20 protein-coding genes and 1 pseudogene are annotated in these 20762 nt (G+C 54.0%); 10 read left to right on the top strand and 11 right to left on the bottom strand.

The window, feature by feature from the left end:
• Positions 1-148: 148 nt before the first annotated feature.
• From AB4P97_RS08135 to AB4P97_RS08110, 6 genes are all read right to left on the bottom strand, one after another.
• Entirely contained in the window at positions 149-1471 is a 1323-nt protein-coding gene (locus AB4P97_RS08135) for a cytosine permease (RefSeq protein WP_042558959.1), read from the bottom strand.
• A gap of 111 nt (positions 1472-1582) precedes the next feature.
• Complete coding sequence (locus AB4P97_RS08130) at positions 1583-2557, bottom strand: biotin-dependent carboxyltransferase family protein (RefSeq protein ID WP_095191481.1); 975 nt, start codon at positions 2555-2557, stop codon at positions 1583-1585.
• Positions 2554-3426: an allophanate hydrolase subunit 1 gene (locus tag AB4P97_RS08125; RefSeq protein ID WP_042558956.1), complete on the bottom strand. Its 873-nt coding sequence runs from the start codon at positions 3424-3426 to the stop codon at positions 2554-2556. Before AB4P97_RS08125 ends, AB4P97_RS08130 begins: the two co-directional genes overlap by 4 nt.
• A complete protein-coding gene (locus AB4P97_RS08120; RefSeq protein WP_395602386.1) occupies positions 3423-4796 on the bottom strand; it encodes an acetyl-CoA carboxylase biotin carboxylase subunit in 1374 nt (457 codons plus the stop codon). Before AB4P97_RS08120 ends, AB4P97_RS08125 begins: the two co-directional genes overlap by 4 nt.
• A gap of 10 nt (positions 4797-4806) precedes the next feature.
• On the bottom strand, positions 4807-5052 hold the full coding sequence (locus AB4P97_RS08115; protein ID WP_115147937.1) for an acetyl-CoA carboxylase: 246 nt from the start codon (positions 5050-5052) through the stop codon (positions 4807-4809).
• A gap of 94 nt (positions 5053-5146) precedes the next feature.
• Positions 5147-5905, bottom strand: a complete 759-nt coding sequence (locus AB4P97_RS08110) for a 5-oxoprolinase subunit PxpA (protein WP_042558953.1) — start codon at positions 5903-5905, stop codon at positions 5147-5149.
• 142 nt (positions 5906-6047) lie between these two features.
• Between AB4P97_RS08110 and AB4P97_RS08105 the strand changes: the two genes are divergently transcribed.
• The 3 genes from AB4P97_RS08105 to AB4P97_RS08095 all read left to right on the top strand — a co-directional run bounded on the left by AB4P97_RS08105 (position 6048) and on the right by AB4P97_RS08095 (position 9632).
• Positions 6048-6965 (top strand): LysR family transcriptional regulator, encoded by a 918-nt coding sequence (locus tag AB4P97_RS08105; RefSeq protein ID WP_273878541.1) that lies wholly within the window; start codon positions 6048-6050, stop codon positions 6963-6965.
• A gap of 328 nt (positions 6966-7293) precedes the next feature.
• A complete protein-coding gene (locus tag AB4P97_RS08100) occupies positions 7294-8394 on the top strand; it encodes a hypothetical protein (RefSeq protein ID WP_395602385.1) in 1101 nt (366 codons plus the stop codon).
• Positions 8395-8840: 446 nt separating this feature from the next.
• Positions 8841-9632 (top strand): hypothetical protein, encoded by a 792-nt coding sequence (locus AB4P97_RS08095; protein ID WP_042558950.1) that lies wholly within the window; start codon positions 8841-8843, stop codon positions 9630-9632.
• A 288-nt stretch (positions 9633-9920) separates the two neighbouring features.
• Here AB4P97_RS08095 and AB4P97_RS08090 read toward each other — a convergent pair whose 3' ends face one another.
• Positions 9921-11516, bottom strand: coding sequence for a DUF6119 family protein (locus AB4P97_RS08090; protein ID WP_395602384.1), 1596 nt, complete (start codon positions 11514-11516; stop codon positions 9921-9923).
• A 487-nt stretch (positions 11517-12003) separates the two neighbouring features.
• Here AB4P97_RS08090 and AB4P97_RS08085 point away from each other — a divergent pair, with 487 nt between their 5' ends.
• Entirely contained in the window at positions 12004-12609 is a 606-nt protein-coding gene (locus AB4P97_RS08085; RefSeq protein ID WP_052491523.1) for a DarT ssDNA thymidine ADP-ribosyltransferase family protein, read from the top strand.
• A 2-nt stretch (positions 12610-12611) separates the two neighbouring features.
• A complete protein-coding gene (locus tag AB4P97_RS08080; protein ID WP_042558948.1) occupies positions 12612-13313 on the top strand; it encodes a DUF6977 family protein in 702 nt (233 codons plus the stop codon).
• 558 nt (positions 13314-13871) lie between these two features.
• Here the strand turns inward: AB4P97_RS08080 and AB4P97_RS08075 are convergent.
• Entirely contained in the window at positions 13872-14183 is a 312-nt protein-coding gene (locus AB4P97_RS08075; protein WP_042558947.1) for a hypothetical protein, read from the bottom strand.
• A gap of 199 nt (positions 14184-14382) precedes the next feature.
• Positions 14383-14730: a hypothetical protein gene (locus AB4P97_RS08070; RefSeq protein ID WP_042558946.1), complete on the bottom strand. Its 348-nt coding sequence runs from the start codon at positions 14728-14730 to the stop codon at positions 14383-14385.
• A gap of 251 nt (positions 14731-14981) precedes the next feature.
• On the opposite strand from AB4P97_RS08070, the gene AB4P97_RS08065 reads away from it, so the two are divergent.
• Positions 14982-15410, top strand: a complete 429-nt coding sequence (locus tag AB4P97_RS08065; RefSeq protein ID WP_234451916.1) for a hypothetical protein — start codon at positions 14982-14984, stop codon at positions 15408-15410.
• Between the two features lie 184 nt (positions 15411-15594).
• On the opposite strand, the gene AB4P97_RS08060 is transcribed toward AB4P97_RS08065, so the two are convergent.
• The gene (locus AB4P97_RS08060; RefSeq protein ID WP_200617814.1) at positions 15595-16512 is read right to left on the bottom strand and encodes a LysR substrate-binding domain-containing protein; all 918 of its coding nucleotides are present in this window, start codon (positions 16510-16512) and stop codon (positions 15595-15597) included.
• Between the two features lie 227 nt (positions 16513-16739).
• On the opposite strand from AB4P97_RS08060, the pseudogene AB4P97_RS08055 reads away from it, so the two are divergent.
• The 3 genes and pseudogenes from AB4P97_RS08055 to AB4P97_RS08045 form a co-directional block, all read left to right on the top strand.
• Positions 16740-16847, top strand: a pseudogene (locus tag AB4P97_RS08055) (hypothetical protein); the annotation flags it as partial.
• 89 nt (positions 16848-16936) lie between these two features.
• The gene (locus tag AB4P97_RS08050; protein ID WP_395602918.1) at positions 16937-17269 is read left to right on the top strand and encodes a nuclear transport factor 2 family protein; all 333 of its coding nucleotides are present in this window, start codon (positions 16937-16939) and stop codon (positions 17267-17269) included.
• Positions 17263-18039 (top strand): SDR family oxidoreductase, encoded by a 777-nt coding sequence (locus AB4P97_RS08045; RefSeq protein ID WP_395602383.1) that lies wholly within the window; start codon positions 17263-17265, stop codon positions 18037-18039. Before AB4P97_RS08050 ends, AB4P97_RS08045 begins: the two co-directional genes overlap by 7 nt.
• Positions 18040-18133: 94 nt before the next feature.
• Here AB4P97_RS08045 and AB4P97_RS08040 read toward each other — a convergent pair whose 3' ends face one another.
• Positions 18134-19054: a universal stress protein gene (locus AB4P97_RS08040; protein WP_395602382.1), complete on the bottom strand. Its 921-nt coding sequence runs from the start codon at positions 19052-19054 to the stop codon at positions 18134-18136.
• A 565-nt stretch (positions 19055-19619) separates the two neighbouring features.
• Here AB4P97_RS08040 and fnr point away from each other — a divergent pair.
• Positions 19620-20360, top strand: a complete 741-nt coding sequence (fnr, locus tag AB4P97_RS08035; protein WP_273878601.1) for a fumarate/nitrate reduction transcriptional regulator Fnr — start codon at positions 19620-19622, stop codon at positions 20358-20360.
• Positions 20361-20762 lie beyond the last annotated feature (402 nt).

Below are 20762 nucleotides of genomic sequence, written 5' to 3'. Positions count from 1 at the left end.
GATTTGATGAGATAGACGAGTTTAGACTGAGGCAAAATGCTAGTTTCGGCCAGAAGCAGTCACTGGAAACCCATCGGCGAATTCATAATCAGCTTCCAGTTGCCTGCTCTTCCTTGTTAGAACAGAAGGGATCAGTGACTGCAAGATGCTACTCTGCCAGCCCTAACTGCAACCGGCTTCGATGGGATAAACCTGCTTGCAGGGCAAACGCCACGACCACCGTCGCCGGAGCCGAAAAACTGCTCAGTCCATCTCCGGCAAACATCAATGCCAGTCCCAGCGCTGTAGCCCCGAACCACGCCGTCAGCCCCACCGGATTGAATGCCGCCACTCGCTCCAGCGCCGCCACATCACTGCGTCCACAGAGAATCTGCGCCAGCGCTACGCCGACCCAGGCCACGACGAAAATCCCCTGATAGGCCAACGCTTTGAGGAGGTAGGCGAACACGTCCGCGAGCATCAAACCGTAGACGATCACGCCGACCACCAGCGCCCACACCATGTACGAACCGCGTACGCCGAAACGGCCGAAGAACGCCTGCATGTTCAACGTCGCCAGGTAGTAATTAGCGGTGTTGATCCGGGTTTGCGTGGCCCAGACAAAAAGCAATCCCCACAGCCCCATCAACTGCAGGATCGCCATCACCACCGACACTTCGTTCAGCGCGCCGTCGTGGGGAATGCTGCTGACCAGATAGATACCCGCCGCGCCATTGAGCAGGAACGTCACTGCGTAGAACGGCATGCCGAAGTTCCAACGACCGTGGTACTCGGCGTCTTCAGATTTGCCGAAACGTGCGTAGTCGAAGGTGAACAACATCAATACCCAGACGCCCATGTAGGCGACGAAGCAATGCCACCAGCCAAATGCGTCGGGGGTTGCCGGACCGAAATCCAGCCATTGCGGCTGGTAGCCATAACGACTGATCGACAGCCCCACCGCCACCAGCAGACCGCCGAGGTAAATCGGCAGCAACACGCCGTTGAGCTTGTCGAGCCAGTGTTGCACGCTGCCCAGAATCATCGGCACGCTGTAGAGCACCACCGCCAGTGCCGCCAGCGGATAGATCAGTTGCGGATACAGGTGGTTGAGCGCCACGGCGATCACCGAGCCTTCGAATACCGCGTAGTAGATCGCCGTGGAAAAGAAAATCAGCGTCGCCAGGCACGCTCCGGTGCTGCCGAACAACAGCCGTGAAAACAACGCCACCGACAAGCCGCTGCGAATCGCGAAACGGCTGAGCACACTGTTGACCAGACCGTAGCTGATCACCGACAGCACCATGCCGATCAGCGCATTGCGCGCACCGAACGACAGCGCCAGTGACGCCCCGACCACGATGTAGAACATTGCACTGCACACCGCCCACCAGGCCATGGTAAGCGACAGTCGCCCCATGCGCGCCTGGCTCGGTACGGGATGATGGGCCGGATCCTGCCCGGTTTGACTCGATTGCGATAAAGCGGCCATATGCGTGAACTCCAGAACCAGTCAAAGGTTGAAGCGCGGGCAGCCGTCACCGCACCGAAGCGCGGCGCTGGCTTACCGTTTGGCATGGCCCGCGCGATGCGGCGGGCAGAATCAGGAAGGGAACAGCTTGCTCAGGCAGCTGAGTTTTTTCTTATAGGAACGTCGCGCTTGCAACGCCTCTTCGAGGGTCACCGCAACAAAACGGGCCTTCTGGTTGGGTTGCATCTGGCCGATCAGGTCGAGGTCGGCGCTGATCACCGTGCCGATCATCGCGTACCCACCACCGGACACTGCGTCACGGTGCAGGACAATCGGCTCGAGGCCGGCCGGCACCTGGATCGAGCCGATCGGGTAACAACTGTCGACGATGTTGGACGGATCGGACCCGGCACCGAACGGCTGCTCTCGTGGCTGAAAGCTCAGCGCGCTGCCGCCCTTGAAGCGATAGCCAATACGGTCTGCTTCCGAGCCGACCGTCCATGGTTCGGCGAAAAAGCTCTGTGCCGCAGACTCGCTCAAGCGCTCGTAGTACAGGCCCGGCACCACCCGCAGGGTGATTTCGCCGCCCAGCGATTGGCGCAACGCCATGGGCAGACTGGCACCGGCGCGGCCCTTACCGCTGGCGGCGCCTACCGGCAATTCGTCGCCTGCGACCAGTCGGCGCCCCTGAAAACCGCCGAGCGCACCGAGCGCGTAGGTCGAGCGACTGCCGAGCACCACCGGCACATCAATGCCCCCCGCCACCGCCAGATAAGCCCGAGCGCCGGCCTTGGGAAAATCGAAACGCAGCACCTGGCCGGCCTTCACCTCAAAGGCGGTGTCGTGGTGCATTTCCACGCCCTCGACCCGCGGTGTCATGTGCGCACCGCAGACCGCCACCAAGGCGTCCTGCTGAAATTCAAGCTCCGGGCCCAGCAATGTGCATTCCAGCGCGGCGGAACCCGCCGGGTTGCCGACCAGTTGATTGGCCGCACTCAGGGCGTATTGATCGAGCGCACCTGACGGCGGAATACCCAAGTGATAATACCCTTCGCGGCCCAGATCCTGTACCGAGGTCGCCAGACCGGGTTTGAGTACCTTGATCATGCCAGCACCTCCTGCAGCGACTTGGGATAACCGATCGGATCGGCGACAAACGCATCCAGCGAAAACTCCACCGGGCGAATTCGCAGATCAAAGCGTCCGGCGTCCACTTCGGTCACAGCATGGTCGTAGGCCTCACGATCGATCGGCTTGAACTGCACGATGTCGCCCGGACGGAAAAACACCATGTGTTCCTTGAGGTAGGCGAGGTTCTGTTGCGGGTCGTAGATCGGTGCCGGCGTGACGCCAAACATCTGATAGCCGCCGGCACCGCGCACCGAATAAATGCAGCCGAAGCAACCGCCATGACCAAGGGTCAATTTCGGCGTATCGGTGCGTGGTCGCAGGTACTTCGGCACCTGCAACTGGCGCTCACGTTCAACCATTTGAAACATGAATGGCAGCCCCGCGACGAAACCGACCATCGAGACAAACCACGGTGCCCCACTGTGAGCGGCGATGAACGCATCGACGTCCGCCAGACCGTTAATGCGCGCGGCGTATTCCAGGTCTGTGGCGCTGGGGTCCTGATGGCGGTCGCGAAAACGCATCAGGGTTTCGTGGGTCCACGGGTCGTTGTACAGCACCGGAATCTCGATGATCCGCGTCTGCAGCGTGCGTTCGGCAACCGCCGCGGCTTCGGCGCCCTTCACCGCTTCGAGCAAAGTGTGCGGGGCAATACGATCCGGATCAAAGCGGATCTGAAACGAAGCATTGGCCAGACACACATCCAGCACGCCATCCAGCGCCAGCCGTTCCACCGCGCGGGTGACGGCCAGGCCTTTGAAGAACGCATCGAGGGACATGCTGTCGCTGACTTCGGCAAACAGATGCTCGTCGGCGCCGAAGCTGTAACGGATCGGTGTGCTCATGCTTCACCTCCACTGCGGCGCTCGGCCAGCCAGGTTTCCAGGGTGCCGGTGTGGAAGTCAGCGCTATGCAGCCACGGTTGTTTCAGCAATTCGCCGTGCAGCGCCAAGGTACTGGCCATGCCGGTCAATGTGGTTTGCTCTAACGCCGCCATCGCCCGGCGTAAGGCTTCGGCGCGATCAGCACCGTGCACGATCAGCTTGGCCAGCAGCGAGTCATAGTAAGGCGGCACGCGGTAGCCTTGATACAGATGAGTGTCGACGCGAATGCCTTCGCCCTGCGGCCAGATCAGTTCTTCAACCAGCCCGGGACTGGGGAAGAAATCCCGCTCCGGGTCCTCGGCGTTCAGGCGCATCTGCAGCGCGGCACCGTTGAGTTGAATGTCACTCTGCTTAAAGCCCAGCGGCTCGCCGCCGGCAATGCGCAACATGGCTTGAACCAGATCGATGCCAGTGACCAGTTCGCTGACCGGATGCTCCACCTGGATCCGCGTATTCATCTCGATAAAGAAGAACTCGCCGGTGGCGTCGTCATACAGATACTCAAGGGTGCCGGCGCCTTTGTAGCCTAGGGCTTCGGTCAGGCGCACGGCGCTGGCACAAAGAGTTTCGCGTTGCTGCTGACTGAGAACCGGCGACGGCGCTTCTTCGAAGATTTTCTGCCGGCGACGCTGCAGTGAGCACTCGCGTTCAAACAGATGTACAGCGTGCTGACCGTCGCCCAGCACCTGCACTTCAATGTGCCGCGCTCTGCCGATAAACCGTTCCAGATACACCGCACCATTGCCGAACGCGGCCTGGGCTTCGCGCTGGGAACGGGGAAACTCTTCGCGCAGTTGCTCGACGTTTTCCGCCAGACGAATACCACGCCCGCCGCCACCGGCCGAGGCCTTGATCAACAGCGGGAAGCCAACGGTTTCGGAAGCCTTGAGTGCCGATTCGACGTCGAACAGTTCACCCGGCGAACCCGGCACCACCGGCACCCCCGCCGCTTGCGCGGTGCGTCGGGCTTCGGCTTTATCGCCCATTCGGCGGATCGTCTCTGCGCTCGGCCCGACAAAAATCGCCCCGGTCGCCACAACAGCTTCGGCAAAATCAGCGTTCTCCGAAAGAAAGCCGTAACCCGGGTGAACCGCATCGGCACCCGTGGCCTTCAAGGCGCCAAGCAACGCTTCGACATTCAGGTAACTTTTATCGGCGCGGGCCGGGCCGAGGACGTGTACCTCATCGGCCATGCGCGCTGCCTGGGAATCGACGTCCGCCTCGCTGCACGCGGCAACAGTGGGAATCCCCAATTCCTTGGCGGCGCGAATAATCCGCACCGCGATCTCGCCACGGTTGGCGATCAGTAATTTATGAATACCTTGGGTCATGATCGCGTCCTCACTCGTCGTCGAGTGTTGCGATGACTTGACCCGGCTCCACCGGATCACCGTCTTCTACCAGGAATGCGCTGAGGCGACCGGCCGTCCCGGCGGTCAGTTCGGAAAACTGCTTCATGACCTCGATCAGGCCAATCACCGTGTCGGCGCTGACCTGCGCGCCCTCCTCGACGTAGTTCGCCGAGTCTGGAGTGGCTTTGCGATAGAAGGTCCCTGGCAACGGGGTGATAACAGTGTGTTCGGCCATGTCTGTTCCTTTTGGAATAGTTGTAGAAAGGCAGGCAAAAAATGCAGCGTTGAGCTAACCCTGGCGTCTGTGTGCCAGGTGTTTTCGCAAGAGTTCAGCGTGGTGCGCGCACCTTGATCCCGGCGTTATCGAGTGCTTTGCGTGTGGCCTCAACCAGCGCCAGTGCACCCGGGGTGTCGCTGTGCAAACAGATCGAATCGAACTCGATCGCCAGGTCTTCACCCTCGACCGTGCGCACCACGCCTTGCTGACAGGCGCGCAATACCCGCGCGGCGACCTGCTCCGGGTCGTAGGCGCGCACGTTGCGGGTGAAGACGATGGAGCCGCTGAGGTCGTATTCGCGGTCGGCGTAGAACTCGCGGATCACCGGTTGGCCAAGTTCTGTGGCGACTCGCCAGATCACCGAATCGGGCATGCAATACAGCAACAACTCAGGCTCCAGGCGTTGCAGGTTTTCCACCAGCAGACGCGCGGCCTCCTCGTCACGGGCCAGGTGCATATAGAGCGCACCGTGCGGTTTGATGTGCTGCAGGGCCACGCCCTGAACCCGAGCCAGTTCACGCAGGGCGCCCAACTGGTAAAGCATGTCGTCGACCAGTTCCTGGGCCGGCGCGTTGATGTGCCGACGGCCGAAACCGACCAGATCACGAAACCCCGGATGCGCGCCGACCGCCACGCCCAGACGCTTGGCCTGTTCGACGGTGCGGCGCATGGTGCCGGGGTCTCCGGCATGAAAACCGGTGGCGACGTTGGCCGAGCTGATGAAACCCATCAGTTCATTGTCGACGCCATCGCCGATGGTCCATGGGCCGAATCCTTCACCCATGTCCGAGTTGAAATCTACTGCTTGCATGACGCTTGCTCCTGACGCTTGTGACTTCATGCAGTGCAAGTTAAATTTCCGCCACCCCCTTGGGAAGATCTATTAACAGATAGGCCATCTTCTGAAAAACAGATAGCCTCAGAAAACAGCGTCTTCATCGACCGGAGTGTTCATGTCACTTACCTTGCGCCAAGTGCGCTATTTCGTTGCCACGGCCGAGATCGGACAGATCTCCCAGGCCGCGATTCACTTGAATATTTCGCAGTCGGCGGTGACCACGGCGATCAAGGAACTGGAGGGCATACTCGGCACGCTGCTTTTCCAGCGCTCGGCACAGGGCATGAGCCTGACCGATGCCGGGCGGCACTTTCTGAACCGGGCCTATGTGATTTTGCGCAGTGTCGATGACGCGTTGAACAGCCCGTTGCCGGACATCCGCGCCAGCGGGGTGTTGCGCCTGGCGGCGAGCTACACCGTGTTCGGCTACTTCCTGCCGCACCATTTGCAGCGACTGGAGCACTGGCATCCCGACGTGACCATCGAAGTCCACGAACAGGAACGGCAAGCCATCGAACAAGGCCTGCTCGAAGGCCGGTTCGACATGGCCGTGGTGCTCACCGCCAACCTCACACACCCGGACATCGTCTCCGAAACACTCTTCAACTCCGAACGCCGGTTATGGCTGCCCAGCCACCATCCATTGTGTGAGCGTTCGGCGGTCAGCCTTGCCGATGTGGCGAAGGAACCGTTCATTCTGCTGACCGTCGACGAGGCCGAACAGAGCGCCATGCGCTATTGGGGAGACGCTCGCCAACAACCGAACGTACGGGTCCGCACCAGCTCAGTGGAAGCGGTGCGCAGCATGGTTGCCAATGGCAGCGGCGTGGCAATCCTTTCGGATCTGGTACACCGCCCCTGGTCGCTGGAAGGCAAACGCATCGAAACCCTGACCATCACCGACAAGGTGACGCCGATGAGCGTCGGCCTGGCGTGGCACCGTGAACAGGAGTTCAGCCCGGCGATGCACGCGTTTCGCAATTATTTCCACGATGCATTTTTGGCGCCGCAACAGCTGTCTGCGAGACGCTGAAAAAAGCCAAAAGTCCTGCCCTCTTTTTGTTGTTTTTTAGGATGAGCTTTTTGAGTCATTTCCGTGCTGTTGTGACGCAAAGATTCTGGCTGTTTGTTGTCATTCACGAACGACCGCTATCGGCCAAAAGCGGACGTTCTGGAGCGACCGCTGTGGGCCGGAAGCAGTCACTCGAAGAGTCTTCGAAAGCCGGGACGGTTCATTTCACAGTCTAATCCCAACCTTCAACTGCTTTAGCCTCTTTTGGACGGGTCGATAATCCGGAGTGGGCTGAATACCTTTGTATTGCTATTATTACGGGACTATTCACGCGAGCAAGGAAGCAAAGATGGCCGCAGTAAGTAACTCAGTTGTTCACCTAACGATGAGGTTCGAGAGAACAACTCTCGCTATCGGAACGGGAGTGGTTTATGAGCGTGATGGGAAATATTATGTCGTGACCGCTTGGCACAATCTGACAGGCCGCCACCCCGACAATCTGAAATTTCAGAGCAGTCAGAATGCAGTACCAGATAACGTTGTCGTTAACCTTGTAGTGAGTCACCCCCCATTTGGCGCGACTCGAATGTCAGTCATTCTTCCCCTGGCGGATGAAGATAAATCGCTATTTTTGATTCATCCAACGAGATGGCCGCGTGTTGACGTCGTGGCTATTCCGTTCGACCCGATGGGGAATTTCAAGTTTGAGTACTGGAACTCCGATAATCAGATTGTGGAAGGACTCATTTCGCTTCTTAATACTGATGTTCCTACTGAGCTTTGTCCTATACAGCGCTACTTGGTGCCGGACAAAACTATTATTGATAAATGGATGGATAATGTTGAAGTTACCGAGGAGCTCTTCATTCCTGGTTACCCCCACAATGTTCAGGACGACTACTCACAACCTGTATGGAAACGGGCCACGATAGCCTCATCTGTTCAGAAAGGATTCAATGGTCAGCCAAAATTCCTAATCGATAGTGCCTCGAAGAGTGGCATGTCTGGCTCTCCGGTTCTTTACTACAGTCCAAAGGGTAGCATCTCGATTGGAGGTGGGAACTATCGATTCGGAACTGACGTCGCCATACTTGTAGGGGTATACGTAGGTCGAGAAGCAGTGACCGATAAAGCAGACCCGCAAATCGGCATCGTGTGGCATCGCTCGGTGATTGACGAAATCATTGATGGCGGGTGTTTTGAGCGGCTTCCATACGACATCGAGGTCAAGTCGGATGAGCTCGATAAAGCCATTAACGAAGAGTTTAAAACCTGTTCGAAGAAAGGACTGGCTAACATTCTAAATCCGGATATGCCCTCTCGACTCTTTGTCCGCGACCGCGTACTTCAAAAGTTGCAGGGTCGTGCGGTGCCAAAAGAGGTCGTTGAAGCCATGGTGAGATTGGCAAAAACTTATGAAGGACCGCTTGTTCCTGATGACGATATTTAATAGCTAGACTCGCAGAGCCTCGATCCGGACTGCATCCTGTTTCTCTATCAATGATAATGTCCCCAAGGAGTGAACCGCTAACTGGTAAGAAAACGTACTTTAGTAAGTGTCGAGAGGTGAATTGCGCCAGGCGCGTCGAAGAACTGCTTCTGGCTTGGCCGAACGACTATTATTGGCCGAAAGGCGTTCGTGAGCGGCAGTATGGCCGTTAGCTGCCGCTCCTGACCGTCGGCTTCCGGCCAGAAGCTGCCACTCAATGGTATCTATCAAGCCAAGGATGATTCACTAGAGCATTGCATGCATGCCCCGATGGATTCCAACCTAGAGGAGCTAGCAACTGATCCCCGTACATAGCGCTCCAGCAAGTGAACGAGGCCAGCTATGATGTCTAGTCTGCTAGAGTGGGTGAAGCCGGCACGAGGCTTTCAGGTTGAAGGGTGATACGGATGCCAAGCAAGAAAGATGAAGATAAGATCCCACGGGTTCGCTTTGTAACTGGCCACGCTACTGAGCTAGTTGAATCGCTAACATTCCACGTTGACCCTATAACTGGTATTCCCAATATTGCAGAATTAGACCCTAGTACATTACGTAGCGAAATATCCTACCAGAAACAGAATGGTAAGGATAAAGTGATCTACTCAACGCCGGTTATGAGTTTTTCGGCATTAAACGAAAGTCATCTAGATCAGCTCAAGAAACAGTTCGATTACTTAATTGCAATTGATACCAACACAATCGAAAAGCCCAAGCGTACGCAAGGATGCAGAGTTAGCGTGTGTGCAAGCAGCGCAATTAGCCAATCGTTAGATTCTCTGTCAGCGGATGTGCAGTCACAACCAGTTGCCGCCTACTTGATTTTGGATCCTGGCCCCACCGTGAATCCAGAACCTCTCGGATGGCATTTGAATATATCTCGTCTCACCACCATTTCAGCTTTGAGCTCAAAGCGAGTGGGCGTGATTGTTGATAGTGAGCTAGGGCTACTCCCCGACATCAATGCTCGAAAGATCCCCTACTACGGCGAACACATGTTACCCGGCAACATGACGCTGATTTACGCCTCAAGCGATAAGCCAGAGATATTTGTCAACCAGATGCTTAAACACTGTGACGCAATGGCTGAGCTTGGGCTTGCCGAGTTTAGGAAGAGTGACCCTAACTTGCTGTCACGCCTACGTGGTCAGAAATACGGCACTGCCATCTGTGTCCCAATCGTCCAGAAGAAGCAAAAGTGAATAGCCCTCCGCTTACCTTCTAGGCTGCTGTGTACCGAAAGCGGTCTGATCGGACCGTCAGCTTCCGGCCAGAAGCGGACATTTGAGTCGGGACAGCTTCCAGTGAGAAGCAACCGTTCGGTGGCAGGGCTGCTTGCAGCCAAAACATGCAACTTAAAACTTGTAGCCATTTAGGTAAAAGTATATCGGCGTCACGCGCGGGTTGATTATAGTGGCAGAAAAAAATCGCATAGCCTGTTAATATGACCGTTTGCACACGCAGTTGATTGATCAAGAGCTTAACAAAAATTACTTATTATGTTTGGAGATATAGATTCTCGGTGTGAGGTCAAAACTTCTTACCATTTTCTGCCAAGACTCGACGGCGAGCAGAAACTGTATCGAGTTAAACTCAGTAATTCTCTGGATTTCGTTTTCAAATACAAACCAGATTGCTGCTGCGTTGAATTCTTGATCAAAACTAATCGCACCTCGCTTGATGAGTTCAACGGCATCCCTTGACTGCTCTATATTGTAAATGAGCTCCGGGCTGGTTTCCGATATCTTGACTGAGATGATCTCCTTATCCTTAAAAAGGTCGGCTACCTCCACGCGGTACTGTTTCTTACCTCTCTCCATCGACTGTAGCTGTGTGAGTTGTCGATCAAGAAGCACATATCCTTGTTCTGCACATTGTTTTTTATTGAAGTAGGATTCGCGATAAATAAGCTTGTCGTCGACAGGCTCCTCGGCATCGATCTTACGTTGCTTCTCATCGCGCCAACGTATGTAGTCAGCTTCGTCAAGTGGCTCCATTAAGATAGTCTCGATCATGTCAAGCGAGTGCTTCAAGTAATCCATGAATGTCTGATTGAACTTGTACCAATCACCATTCCTCAAAAAATAGTGGTAGCCGTCGTAAGCAATCGGTAAGTCGAGTATTTCTTTTAGATCTTGAGTGAACACGCCATGATCGCCGCTCTTAAACTGCACGCTTACAGAATTGATATCGTCAATGTCGTTATGTTCAATGAGGAAGTCGCTGATTCTATCAACCGTCAGGGAGTTGCCAATATTTTTACGGTGGATCCCTGCCTCCCCGGACCTCTTGGCAGAGAGGCGATAGTCGTAATCATGAAAGCTAAAGCAAATAGCTACGCCATACACGTGGAACTCGTCGATTTGAACATCGCCCTGTCGGTTTTTGAGGGATATGAACAGTAATTCGTCAAGTTCATTACGTAATTCATCCGCGACGGCTTCCAACTTTGGAAGACGGATAATTTCTTCGCCTCTCAGGCCTGCTTCTATACGATCAAATATTTCTGAAAGGTCGAGTGGGTTTCGATCCATATCCATCTGGATTGAGTCAGCAAATATGATATTACGCTCACCCCACAACTCTCTGTCCGAAGCTCTGAGTTTTAGGTGGTCGACCGACTCACCGGGCTCATAGCCATTGGGTTGGAATCGTTGGTAAGAGGATACGTCCTGCCTTTTAGTACCCGTAAAATAACGGCTTTTTTTAAGCAAGATCGTGTTTTCATCCGCCATACGAACGGCTAGGTCTATTCCGAAATCGTACTGAATTAATTTGGAAAGATAGAAATGAGCTTTTCCTAGGCTCACAGCGTAGATTTGTTCTGGTTTATCGATGTGGTGACTCAGCAGCATCCCAAAATGGAAGGTATTGGTGGGTTTGATGACATCGTCATTGAAAAAATCTCTGTAAGTATCCCACCACCAGATGTCATTTCCCTTCACCTTATCGGAGAAATAGAAAGTCATCGAATAGCTATTCGAGATGTGGGTTTTCTGCTGATGGAGTCCGACGCCAGCCAGTTTTTCTTTTAGCTGAACGAGCTTGGAGTGCTTGACCTTATAGATATTGTAAGTGTTATTCATGGCAAGTCCCTTTGAGCGCTGGGCGCTAGCACAGTCAAAATGCCATCCCGCAACAACTAGCGCACTCGATCCGGAACAGCTTGGTCGGCTTCGGCGCCTGGTTACAAAATTGCATTGCTTTAGGATAGACATGAAATGGCATTTTTGCTGCCTTTTAGATGGCCGCTTTCTCTTTTGGAATCAACCAGTCGATGCATCGGACTGTATTGTATCTAGCCTCGGCCTCAGAATCGGGGCAGTGCGTGTCCGTGCGACTTCGTCTGGGGTCAACGTGACGGTTTATGGGGAGAGCACACCTTTGGCCTGGTCGGCGCGACGGTGGAAAGGCATTCGATTCTGCTGTAGAGCTCCTTTGGACCATTTTTGGTCATACACCTGGTAATGGCCTATGGACATTGTTTTTTGCGCAATTTAAGTTAAAGTCTAGGAATCACGTTTCCGAGGCTGGTCGGAATTCGGACACACAAGAACAACAAGGAACGTTTTTATGATTCAGCAAATAGTGCAAGATCGGAAGATAGAATATCTGATACATTTTACCCGAACTTCGAACTTGACTAGCATATTAGTTAATGGCCTCATTCCCCGCTCCATACTACAAGACAATCGAATTCAGTTCGTTCATAATGATGATCATCGTTTTGACGAGCGTGAAAACAGAACTTGTTTATCCATTAGCTTTCCAAACTGCAAAATGTTTTACCCAATGACTCTAAATTATCCTGCTGATGATTGGGCTGTAATCAGATTAAGCCCGAATATTCTTTGGGAGCTTGACTGCTTATTCACAGAAACCAATGCAGCCACAAGATACATAAAAGAAACCCCTGACAACGCACTGCGAGGAGCTGTAGCACTAGAAAAGCTTTTTGCGGGTGAAGAGATTCGGCAGCAACAACAACTAAAGAGTTTCGACACCACCGACGTTCAAGCGGAGGTCATGGTTTCTGGTATAATACCGCCAAATTACTTTGTCGATTTAAATTTTCATTATCAAAATAGAATAAAAGACTTGGTTGGATTGCAAGCGCTAGCTAAAACCTTTCCTCAGTATCAGTGGAAGATTCGTCCAGAGTATTTTTATCAGAGGTAATCATGGCTGAAAGACCTGTTTTCATACCTGTGGCGGATCCTGAATATCTCGTTAAAACCACGTTTGTTAGTTTTGACTGGTTTCCGGGATTTTCAGTAGCACAAAAACAGAGAAGTATTGCTTCGCTTCACAAAAATATATCTGAAAAACTAAATATTGAAAGCGTATTGGAAATTTCTTCAAAGTCTTTAACTGAAGATGGCGTAAAAGCGAGCGCCTTTAATTTGATGATTGAGACAAAAAAGTACAATAGAAAATTTAGCGTGGAATGCGCTTTCCAAGCGAGTAAAACATTTGAAAATGGAGGGCCGTTTGTAGATATACTGGATAAAAACTCAAGAGAAGCAAAAAAAGATGAGAGATTAAAAACAAGCGGGCGATTAACGGCGTTCAGATTCTATCAGAATACCTGGCCGCTTGAGCCGAAAACGCTTTTTTATGACTGGCTATATATAAACGCACTTAGCAATAATGAAAGTATTGCTAGAGCCATACTAAACTATAAGTGCTTCACTGATATAGAATTCAACCATGAGCGCTCAATTAACTGCCAAGCTTATTCGGCAGCGCTCTATGTATCTTTATCAGAAAGAGGTCTTCTAGAGAAAGCATTAACATCTCCGGAAAATTATACCAAAATTATAAATAGCTATAAGGTAGATGGCGCGCGCAACAATATTTCAAACAAGCAAATGCTTTTGTAGCTTGAAGGTTAAAGTCGCATTTTTAGCTATGTACTATGTAAAAAAGGCGGGCTTTCTACAAAGCTGGCTTTCGCCCTGTAGCCGAGAGGATGCAATGTATTGTTTGTGACTCACCAAAAACCTCTTTAAAGACTAAGAGCTTTAATGGCATTTCTTGATGTGTTGTTAAGCTTCACTGCGTGTAATCTTTCGGACGCGCTATGTGCGTCTACTTTTGGCTATTAGCGCTCGGAGACGCGGGCTTAGCTCCCTTGCGGCTCGAATCCTCGGTTATTTTTTGGCTTGTTGGCTGGCTGTCGGGGTCCTGTCGTGTTGGCCCCAATCGGCAAGGAGCCCGACCAATTCGCCACTCCGAAGTCCGTTGGATCCGCCCTTATGACGAGGTATGCAAATGCAGCGCGACGAAGCACGGAGCTGTCCTAATCGCTTAATTACATCCTTGGGTGAATTCGGCCAAAAGTGGCCAGATACGAACGTCAGCTTGTGGCCGAAAGCGGACTGCCTGGTACGGCAGCTTTCGGCCAGAAGCTGCGTTTTGGAAAACTAAACCTGAGATTTTCATTTGTCAAACAGAGTCCAGCCATGGCGAATGCCGTCAAAGTCTTTTGCCGTAAAAAATAATGTAAGTTCCTCTGGGGCAAATTTCTTGTATAGCCAGTGTCCGGGAATAGGGCCTCTCGTTACCAGGTACTCCAAGCGGTACTTTTGGATAGCTGCCGAACTGAGGCACGTTGAATTCAGCTCAAATCCGTCACCTTGATTGAGCGCCCAGAGCTTTTCAACAAGACCGTCATCAAGTACGACTGCTTCAGCCGTTGCCATCAGATGCTGCGCATGAAGTTTTTTTTGGAGCCTGTGGCTTCTAGCCATAAATTAATCTACCTGTAAGCGTGCGGGCATCGTAGTGCGGTAAGTGCCCAATCCTCTCTATGAGAGCGCATCGGGGTGTGATCTGAGGCTAAGTCTCGGGCAGCGGATGAGCCAACCGGTCGCCTATTGGGCTACCCCTTCCGCCGAATGCCGGTTGAGCCCCGGCCAGATCACACCCCCATGCGAAAGAAGCTGAGGACTACTCCCGTTCCTTTGCATCTCGGTAATAGCTATCACATACGACTTCAAGTAAATCTTGGGTGGCCTCGGTCCGCATGCGCAGAACTGTATCCTCAAGTTCTGCTTTGTGTTTTGGCTGCGAGGAGAATGCCCTAATGTCGTTTGCTAATTGAGTCGACATATGTGGATGTAGCGATATGTATTGCTCTAAAGAAAGCTCCTTTTCAGGATGTTTCTGTGCGCAAACTTGGTAAAGAGCTGCACCACCGACGGCCATCTCATGTTCGCTGGCAGCATGTGCGGTCGACGCAAAAGTGCAGCCAATAAGCGCGGCGAACACACCAATACGAGCTTTATTCAACGGCATTTATAACTCCAGCTTTCATGTGATATGGCATCGTTGCCGACGCGAGCCTATCGGCCGCACCCTAGCAATTCTTTAGCTCCACCCCACTACCGACACCATCCTAATGCACTCCCATCCGCGCTCAACGGCAACCAGCGGAGCGGATGAGTACATCCTCGTTTCGTTGGCCATCGAAGACCAACGCCTCTAACTTGAGGTGACGCTACCGGCATGGTCAAATACGTAATAGCCCTTTGCTACGGCAATCTCAGTTGAAACAGAATCGCGGAATAATCATATTTTTCTCGGCAATGACTTTGCTCTTTATCTTGGTACAGGTATGGCATGCGAAGACCGCTCCGGAAGAGAAAATGCAGGAGCGGGAACGCCAGCTCAAAGGTCTCGCGCTCATCATGAGTGTTCAGTCTGGAAAAATATCTGATGAATCAACTCGCATCGATACGGTGACCTACAGCGATGAGGTCATGCGTATCTCTTACACACTTACAAAAGTATCGAAGGACGAAATCGATACCGATGAGTTCACCAAGGACACAAAAGCGCTCGCAGCTTCTGCATTCTGTAATGAAAAAGGTTTAGGACAATTCGTAAAAACGGGTCTTTCCATTAACCTTCTCTACCAGGATTCAACCGGCTCACCCATAGTCGAGTTTCAGATCGGCAAGTCCGACTGCCTCTGAAAGCTATCCGCTCAAGCCCGCCTCTCTCGCGGGCTTTTTTATCTGTGTCGTAGCCGCAATGAAGACGCGCAGCTACGCACATGGAAAGCATCTTTCGCAAACTGGAATGCTCCACCCGCGCAGCCGCCACTTTGAAAGGACTGACACTGGGATTGATTGCCTGAGCCAGGTCCGAAGGGCTTAATCATGCGACCCCGTCCTGATCGGCTTGACGGGCGCGTACCAACTCAATGAATGCCTTGGCTGCCGCAGATGGGTTGCGGCGGTTCGGGTAGTACAGACACAGTTTGTCCCTGGGCGGTGTCCATTCTTCGAGAACCTGCACGAACTGTCCGGCACGGATTTCGTGGTGAACGTCCTGCGCCATGAAAAAGCCGAGCCCCATGCCCTCCTGCACGGCCGCCTTGACCACACTGGGTTCATCCAGCGTAAGCGGCCCGCTTACATCGAGACGAGTCACTTCTGCGTCCCGCTCGAAATGCCACGGGAAAATCGCCCCATTGGGTAGTCGCACGCGAATGCATCGGTGCTGGAGCAGCTCGGATGGCGTTTGCGGTTTGCCGTGCTTTTCAAAGTACGCCTGCGAGCCGACCACGGCGTACCGTTGCGGCTGGCCGAGGGGGATCACGATCATGTCGTTCGGAACGAGACTTGCCGAGCGCACGCCGAAATCGAAGCAGTCCGCAACAATGTCCACCAGACGGCCTTCGGTGACGAGGTCGATGTGTACTTTCGAGTGTTGCTGCAAGAACTCCATCACCAGGGGCATGAGCGCTGATCGGGCAGCGCTGGCAAACGCATTGATGCGCAGCGTGCCCGAGGGCCCGGCATTGTGCGATCGAACGGCATCGAGTGCGGCGCGCAAATCCTGCAAGGCGGGCCCCACCTGCTCGAGAAATATCCTGCCCGCTTCGGTAATGGCCACGCTACGGGTCGTGCGATTGAACAACCGCGATTCGAGGCGGGCTTCCAGTTGCGCAATGGTGTTGCTCAACGCGGTAGTGGAGACGTGAAGATCGATCGCGGCTTTGCGAAACGACCCCCGGCGTGCGACCGCTATAACCGCGTCCAGCTCGCTGAGGCCTAAACGCTCGTGTGACATGGATTGTCCTGAATATCGGGATGGGTCATACAGGTTTGTCCCAGTTGAACAAACTATCCGTCTGGCAGCAAGATCACTGCAGGTAATCCATCCAGGAGATCAGCGAATGAGCCTTCAGCCTGTCAGCAGTGTCGACACGTACTTTGACCTCATCAGCTCAAGCGATCTGGTTGCTACTGAATGCTCGACCCCTCAAGCCTGTCATTCGTCGCTGAAGCTGGCTGTGCTCGGCGAGCACCGTTCGCACGCACATGGAAAGTATCTTCCGAAAGCTGGAGTGCTCGACCCGAGCGGCCGCCACCTTCAAGGCAGCGAAACTGGGGTTGATCTCCTGATCCTCGAGCTGAATGGATGCCTCATTGCATCAGGCACGCTTACAAACGCACCCAAGATCGCTCCATACAACCCGATTCAGGAGAACGACATGCCCCTTCAACTCCCCGACGCCGTGAAGTTGTACTTTGCGGACAGTAACGATGGCGATGCAGCACAACTTGCGAGCTGCTTCAGCCCTGACGCCACGGTATGCGACGAGAGAAAAACATACGAAGGCATCGCTGCTATCACAGCCTGGCAACAAGATGCTCGCAAGGCCTTCGCGTATCAGGTCCACCCACTACAAGCCCTTCAAGAACAGAACAGACTCACGGTCATTGCGAACGTTGTCGGGAATTTTCCCGGTAGCCCGCTTCAACTGAGCTACGCCTTCACGCTGGAAGACGGTCGAATCCGTTCACTGGAGATCACGCCATGCTGACTTCAGGTTTGACTGGCAAGCGGGTCCTGGTCACCGGTGGCACCAAAGGCATCGGCATGGCTGTCGTCGAGTTGCTAATGGCCGAGGGCGCGAAGGTCATCACTTCGGCCAGGCAGGTGGACGTGGAAATGCCGGGCGTAGTTCTGATTGCGGCTGATCTTTCGACCCGGGAAGGTTGTGACGTGCTGATCGCAGCGGTCCAGGAACAGTTCGGCGGTGTAGACATCATGATCCATGTTCTGGGTGGTTCGTCGGCACCCGGCGGAGGTTTTGCTGCACTGGACGAAGAGCACTGGCAACAGGAGCTCAGCCTGAACCTGTTGCCGGCGGTGCGCCTTGATCGAGCCCTGCTCCCGGGAATGCTGGCGCGCAAGGAAGGGGTTGTTATCCACGTCACCTCCATCCAGAGTCGGCTGCCACTGCCGGAATCTACAACAGCTTACGCGGCGGCCAAAGCCGCGCTTTCGACATACAGCAAAAGCCTGTCGAAAGAGGTTTCGCCCAAAGGCATTCGCGTAGTTCGGGTTTCGCCGGGCTGGGTTGAAACCGAAGCGTCGGTCGTATTTGCGGAGCGACTCGCGAAGGAAGCAGGTACTGACTATCAAGGGGGGAAAGACATCATCATGAAAGCTCTTGGAGGTATCCCGCTCGGACGCCCATCGACGCCTTCGGAAGTTGCTGACCTGATCTGTTTCCTGGCTTCACCGCGAGCGTCATCGATCACTGGAAGTGAATTCGTGATCGACGGCGGAACGCTACCAACGGTTTAGGCTACTGCTTGCAAGGAAAGCGAAAAATAGTGACTCCATCCGTCATCGTTTGCCGCTTTCGGTTGAAAGCGGTTGATGATGAACGGCTGGCCGGTCAGGCTGCAGAAGGTAGCGGCCTGACCATCATCAAGCTGCACGGCGCGCGATTTATCAGGCATTGCGCCGTGCCGCCGATAAAATCGTCGAGGCCGTGATGGTAGGACGTACCCAGTACCATCAGGTCGAACGCGTTCTGTCGGGCAAACTGTTCGATCACCCGGTAAGGGATACCGGTCAGCAAGTGCCTGTGTTTTTCATCGACAACATAGCGCTCGGCCAGGGTATCGAACGCCTCTTGCTGAGTATCGGTGATCGCATCGCGCAAACTGTGATCCAGACTCAGGTTCGGCACACTCATCGCGGCATCACCCACTACGGACCAATTGCTCACGTTCAACAGATGCAACGACGCTCCGCACTCTGATGCCAATGTCGATGCCAGGCCGAGTATCCGGTCGTTGAGCCCTTGGGTCAGGTCCTCAAGGTGGGAAAGGTCTACGGCCGCCAAAATCTTCAAAGGCTTCGGGTTCGCTGCATCGGTGACCAGGTGCAAACAGGCTGGGCAATCGCGCAGCAACATCCAGTCCAGTGGCTGATGAAACGCCCGATCAAGGGCCGGAACATGATGGGCGTCCTTGATTACCAGATCGGCGTGGAAGTCATTGACGTACTCAAGCACATGCGCCGGTGTGGACCTGACCCAGACCACTTCGGTAGTGACTTGCTCGCCGCTGCCACGCTCGAATCGGGCTTGCTGTTCCAGCCAATGCCGATGCACCTGCAAATAACCTTCGCGTGCCTGCGCCATGGCGTTGTGGTCAAACAGACCGGCAAGCGCCAAGGCCTGCACATAATCGAACGCCACGATGTGCAACAACGCACCGCTGGCCCGGGCCAATGCCTGGGCGCGGTCAAACGCCGGAGTGCGAGTCATTTCGGCGGGTGCGATCAATAGAATGCGTTTGAGCTTGAACATGAGGTACTTCTCCTGACGATGCTTCGCCGGCCTGATTGCCAGCCCGACATCCGTGTCCGGTTTGATGTAATCGCCGACTACTTGCGCGCTGCCTTTTCAGCCATCCGCTTGACGCGCTCATTGGCCTCGACGGCTGCACGCTCCGGTGGCTGTAGCCAACAGAGGATACTCAGCACGATGATGGACGAGCGCATGTTCATGATTTCCCCTTGGTGAATCACTGCTCTGTTAAATCGCTGAACTGAGTATCTGACGATGCCCGCTCCGGGCTCTGATTTTTGTCAACAAACGAGAGCATCGATGGGTAGCGGTGATCGCTGCTGTGTTGTTTCTTTACGAGTGTTCGTTACGCCTGAGCCACTGGCCGCCGAAATTGAAAAACGGGGCAACGATTGCTTTACATCAAGTATCAACATCAACCTTGAAGCTCAATAAAGGCGAAATTGCCAGCGCCTCGCTAATCCGGGCACTCCGCTCGTCTGCAATCAAGGTGAAAGGCCAAATGAAAAGCACTCGCGCCGCTACGACGCCTATGCTTATCACGACCCTTGGAGGCGCCTTTCCCATGCTTGAAGCTCATTCTCCCCCGCCACTGCTCAAAGCTGCCTGTTCCAATTGCAGTGTGGTGGAGTTATGCCTGCCGATCGGCCTGACGGGTTCGGAGGTCGATCGACTCGATACACTGATCGTGCAGCGATACAAGGTGAAGAAAGGCACCGCTCTATACCGGGCAGGTGATCCGCTGCGCTCGCTGTACGCTGTGCGCATAGGTTCGTTCAAGACCAGCGTGCTGTCCGTCGATGGCCGAGAACAAGTGACGGGGTTTCATATACCCGGCGAAATGCTCGGCCTGGACGCCATCAGTGCCGATCAACATGCTTGCACTGCGTATGCCCTGGAAGACAGCGAAGTTTGCCCGATTCACTTCGCGCAACTGGAAAAACTGGCGCAAAGCCTTCCTTCCCTGCAGCACAATCTCAACAAACTGCTGAGCCGGGAAATCGTGCGCGACCACAGCATGTTGATGCTGATGGGCAACATGAACTCCGATGAGCGCCTGGCGGCATTCCTGCTCAACCTCTCGCAACGCCTAAGCGTGCGCGGCTATTCCTCCAAAGAGTTTGTGCTGAAAATGCGCCGTGAAGAGATCGGCTCCTACCTTGGGCTGCGTCTGGAGACCATCTGTCGCGGCATTGCCCACTTGCGCGATCAGGGACTGGTGGAAATCGCCGGTCGCGACGTGAACATCCAGAACATGGAAGGCCTCAAGCACATGGTGTCCGGCTGCAATCGCCAGAATCAATGACCCCGTCCGCAACGCAGATCGATAATGCGCGCCCGTCCCGGTTTTGTGCGCCCTCGGGCAAGCCGTTGCAAAGCGACGGGCGTCCTGTACCAATGAATTTGAAATAATCTGGCTTTCTACGCGTTGAACATCCCGTCAGAAGACCAACACAGCGATTGCTGTGGCATCAATCAAAACAGGCAAGGGGGTTGAGTTTCAGAACTTAGCCCTGCTTTGCTTTGCCAACGCACTAGCACTAGCACTAGGCGGTAGCGGGTTTATTACCGCGTTCTTTGGAGGGCTGCTACATGGCTTGAGTGCCAAACCAGGTGGCTCACGGCTTGCAAATCGTATTGATTGATAATTATCAGAAATGCCCCCGTCTGCCGGTACTAGTGTTGTGACGAGAGCGTGACTAAGCGT

Source organism: Pseudomonas sp. A1230 (assembly GCF_044218825.1).
GTDB classification, from domain to species: Bacteria; Pseudomonadota; Gammaproteobacteria; order Pseudomonadales; family Pseudomonadaceae; genus Aquipseudomonas; species Aquipseudomonas iridis.
The sequence above is the reverse complement of the archived record's forward strand: the minus strand, read 5'-3'. Positions and strand labels throughout refer to the sequence as shown.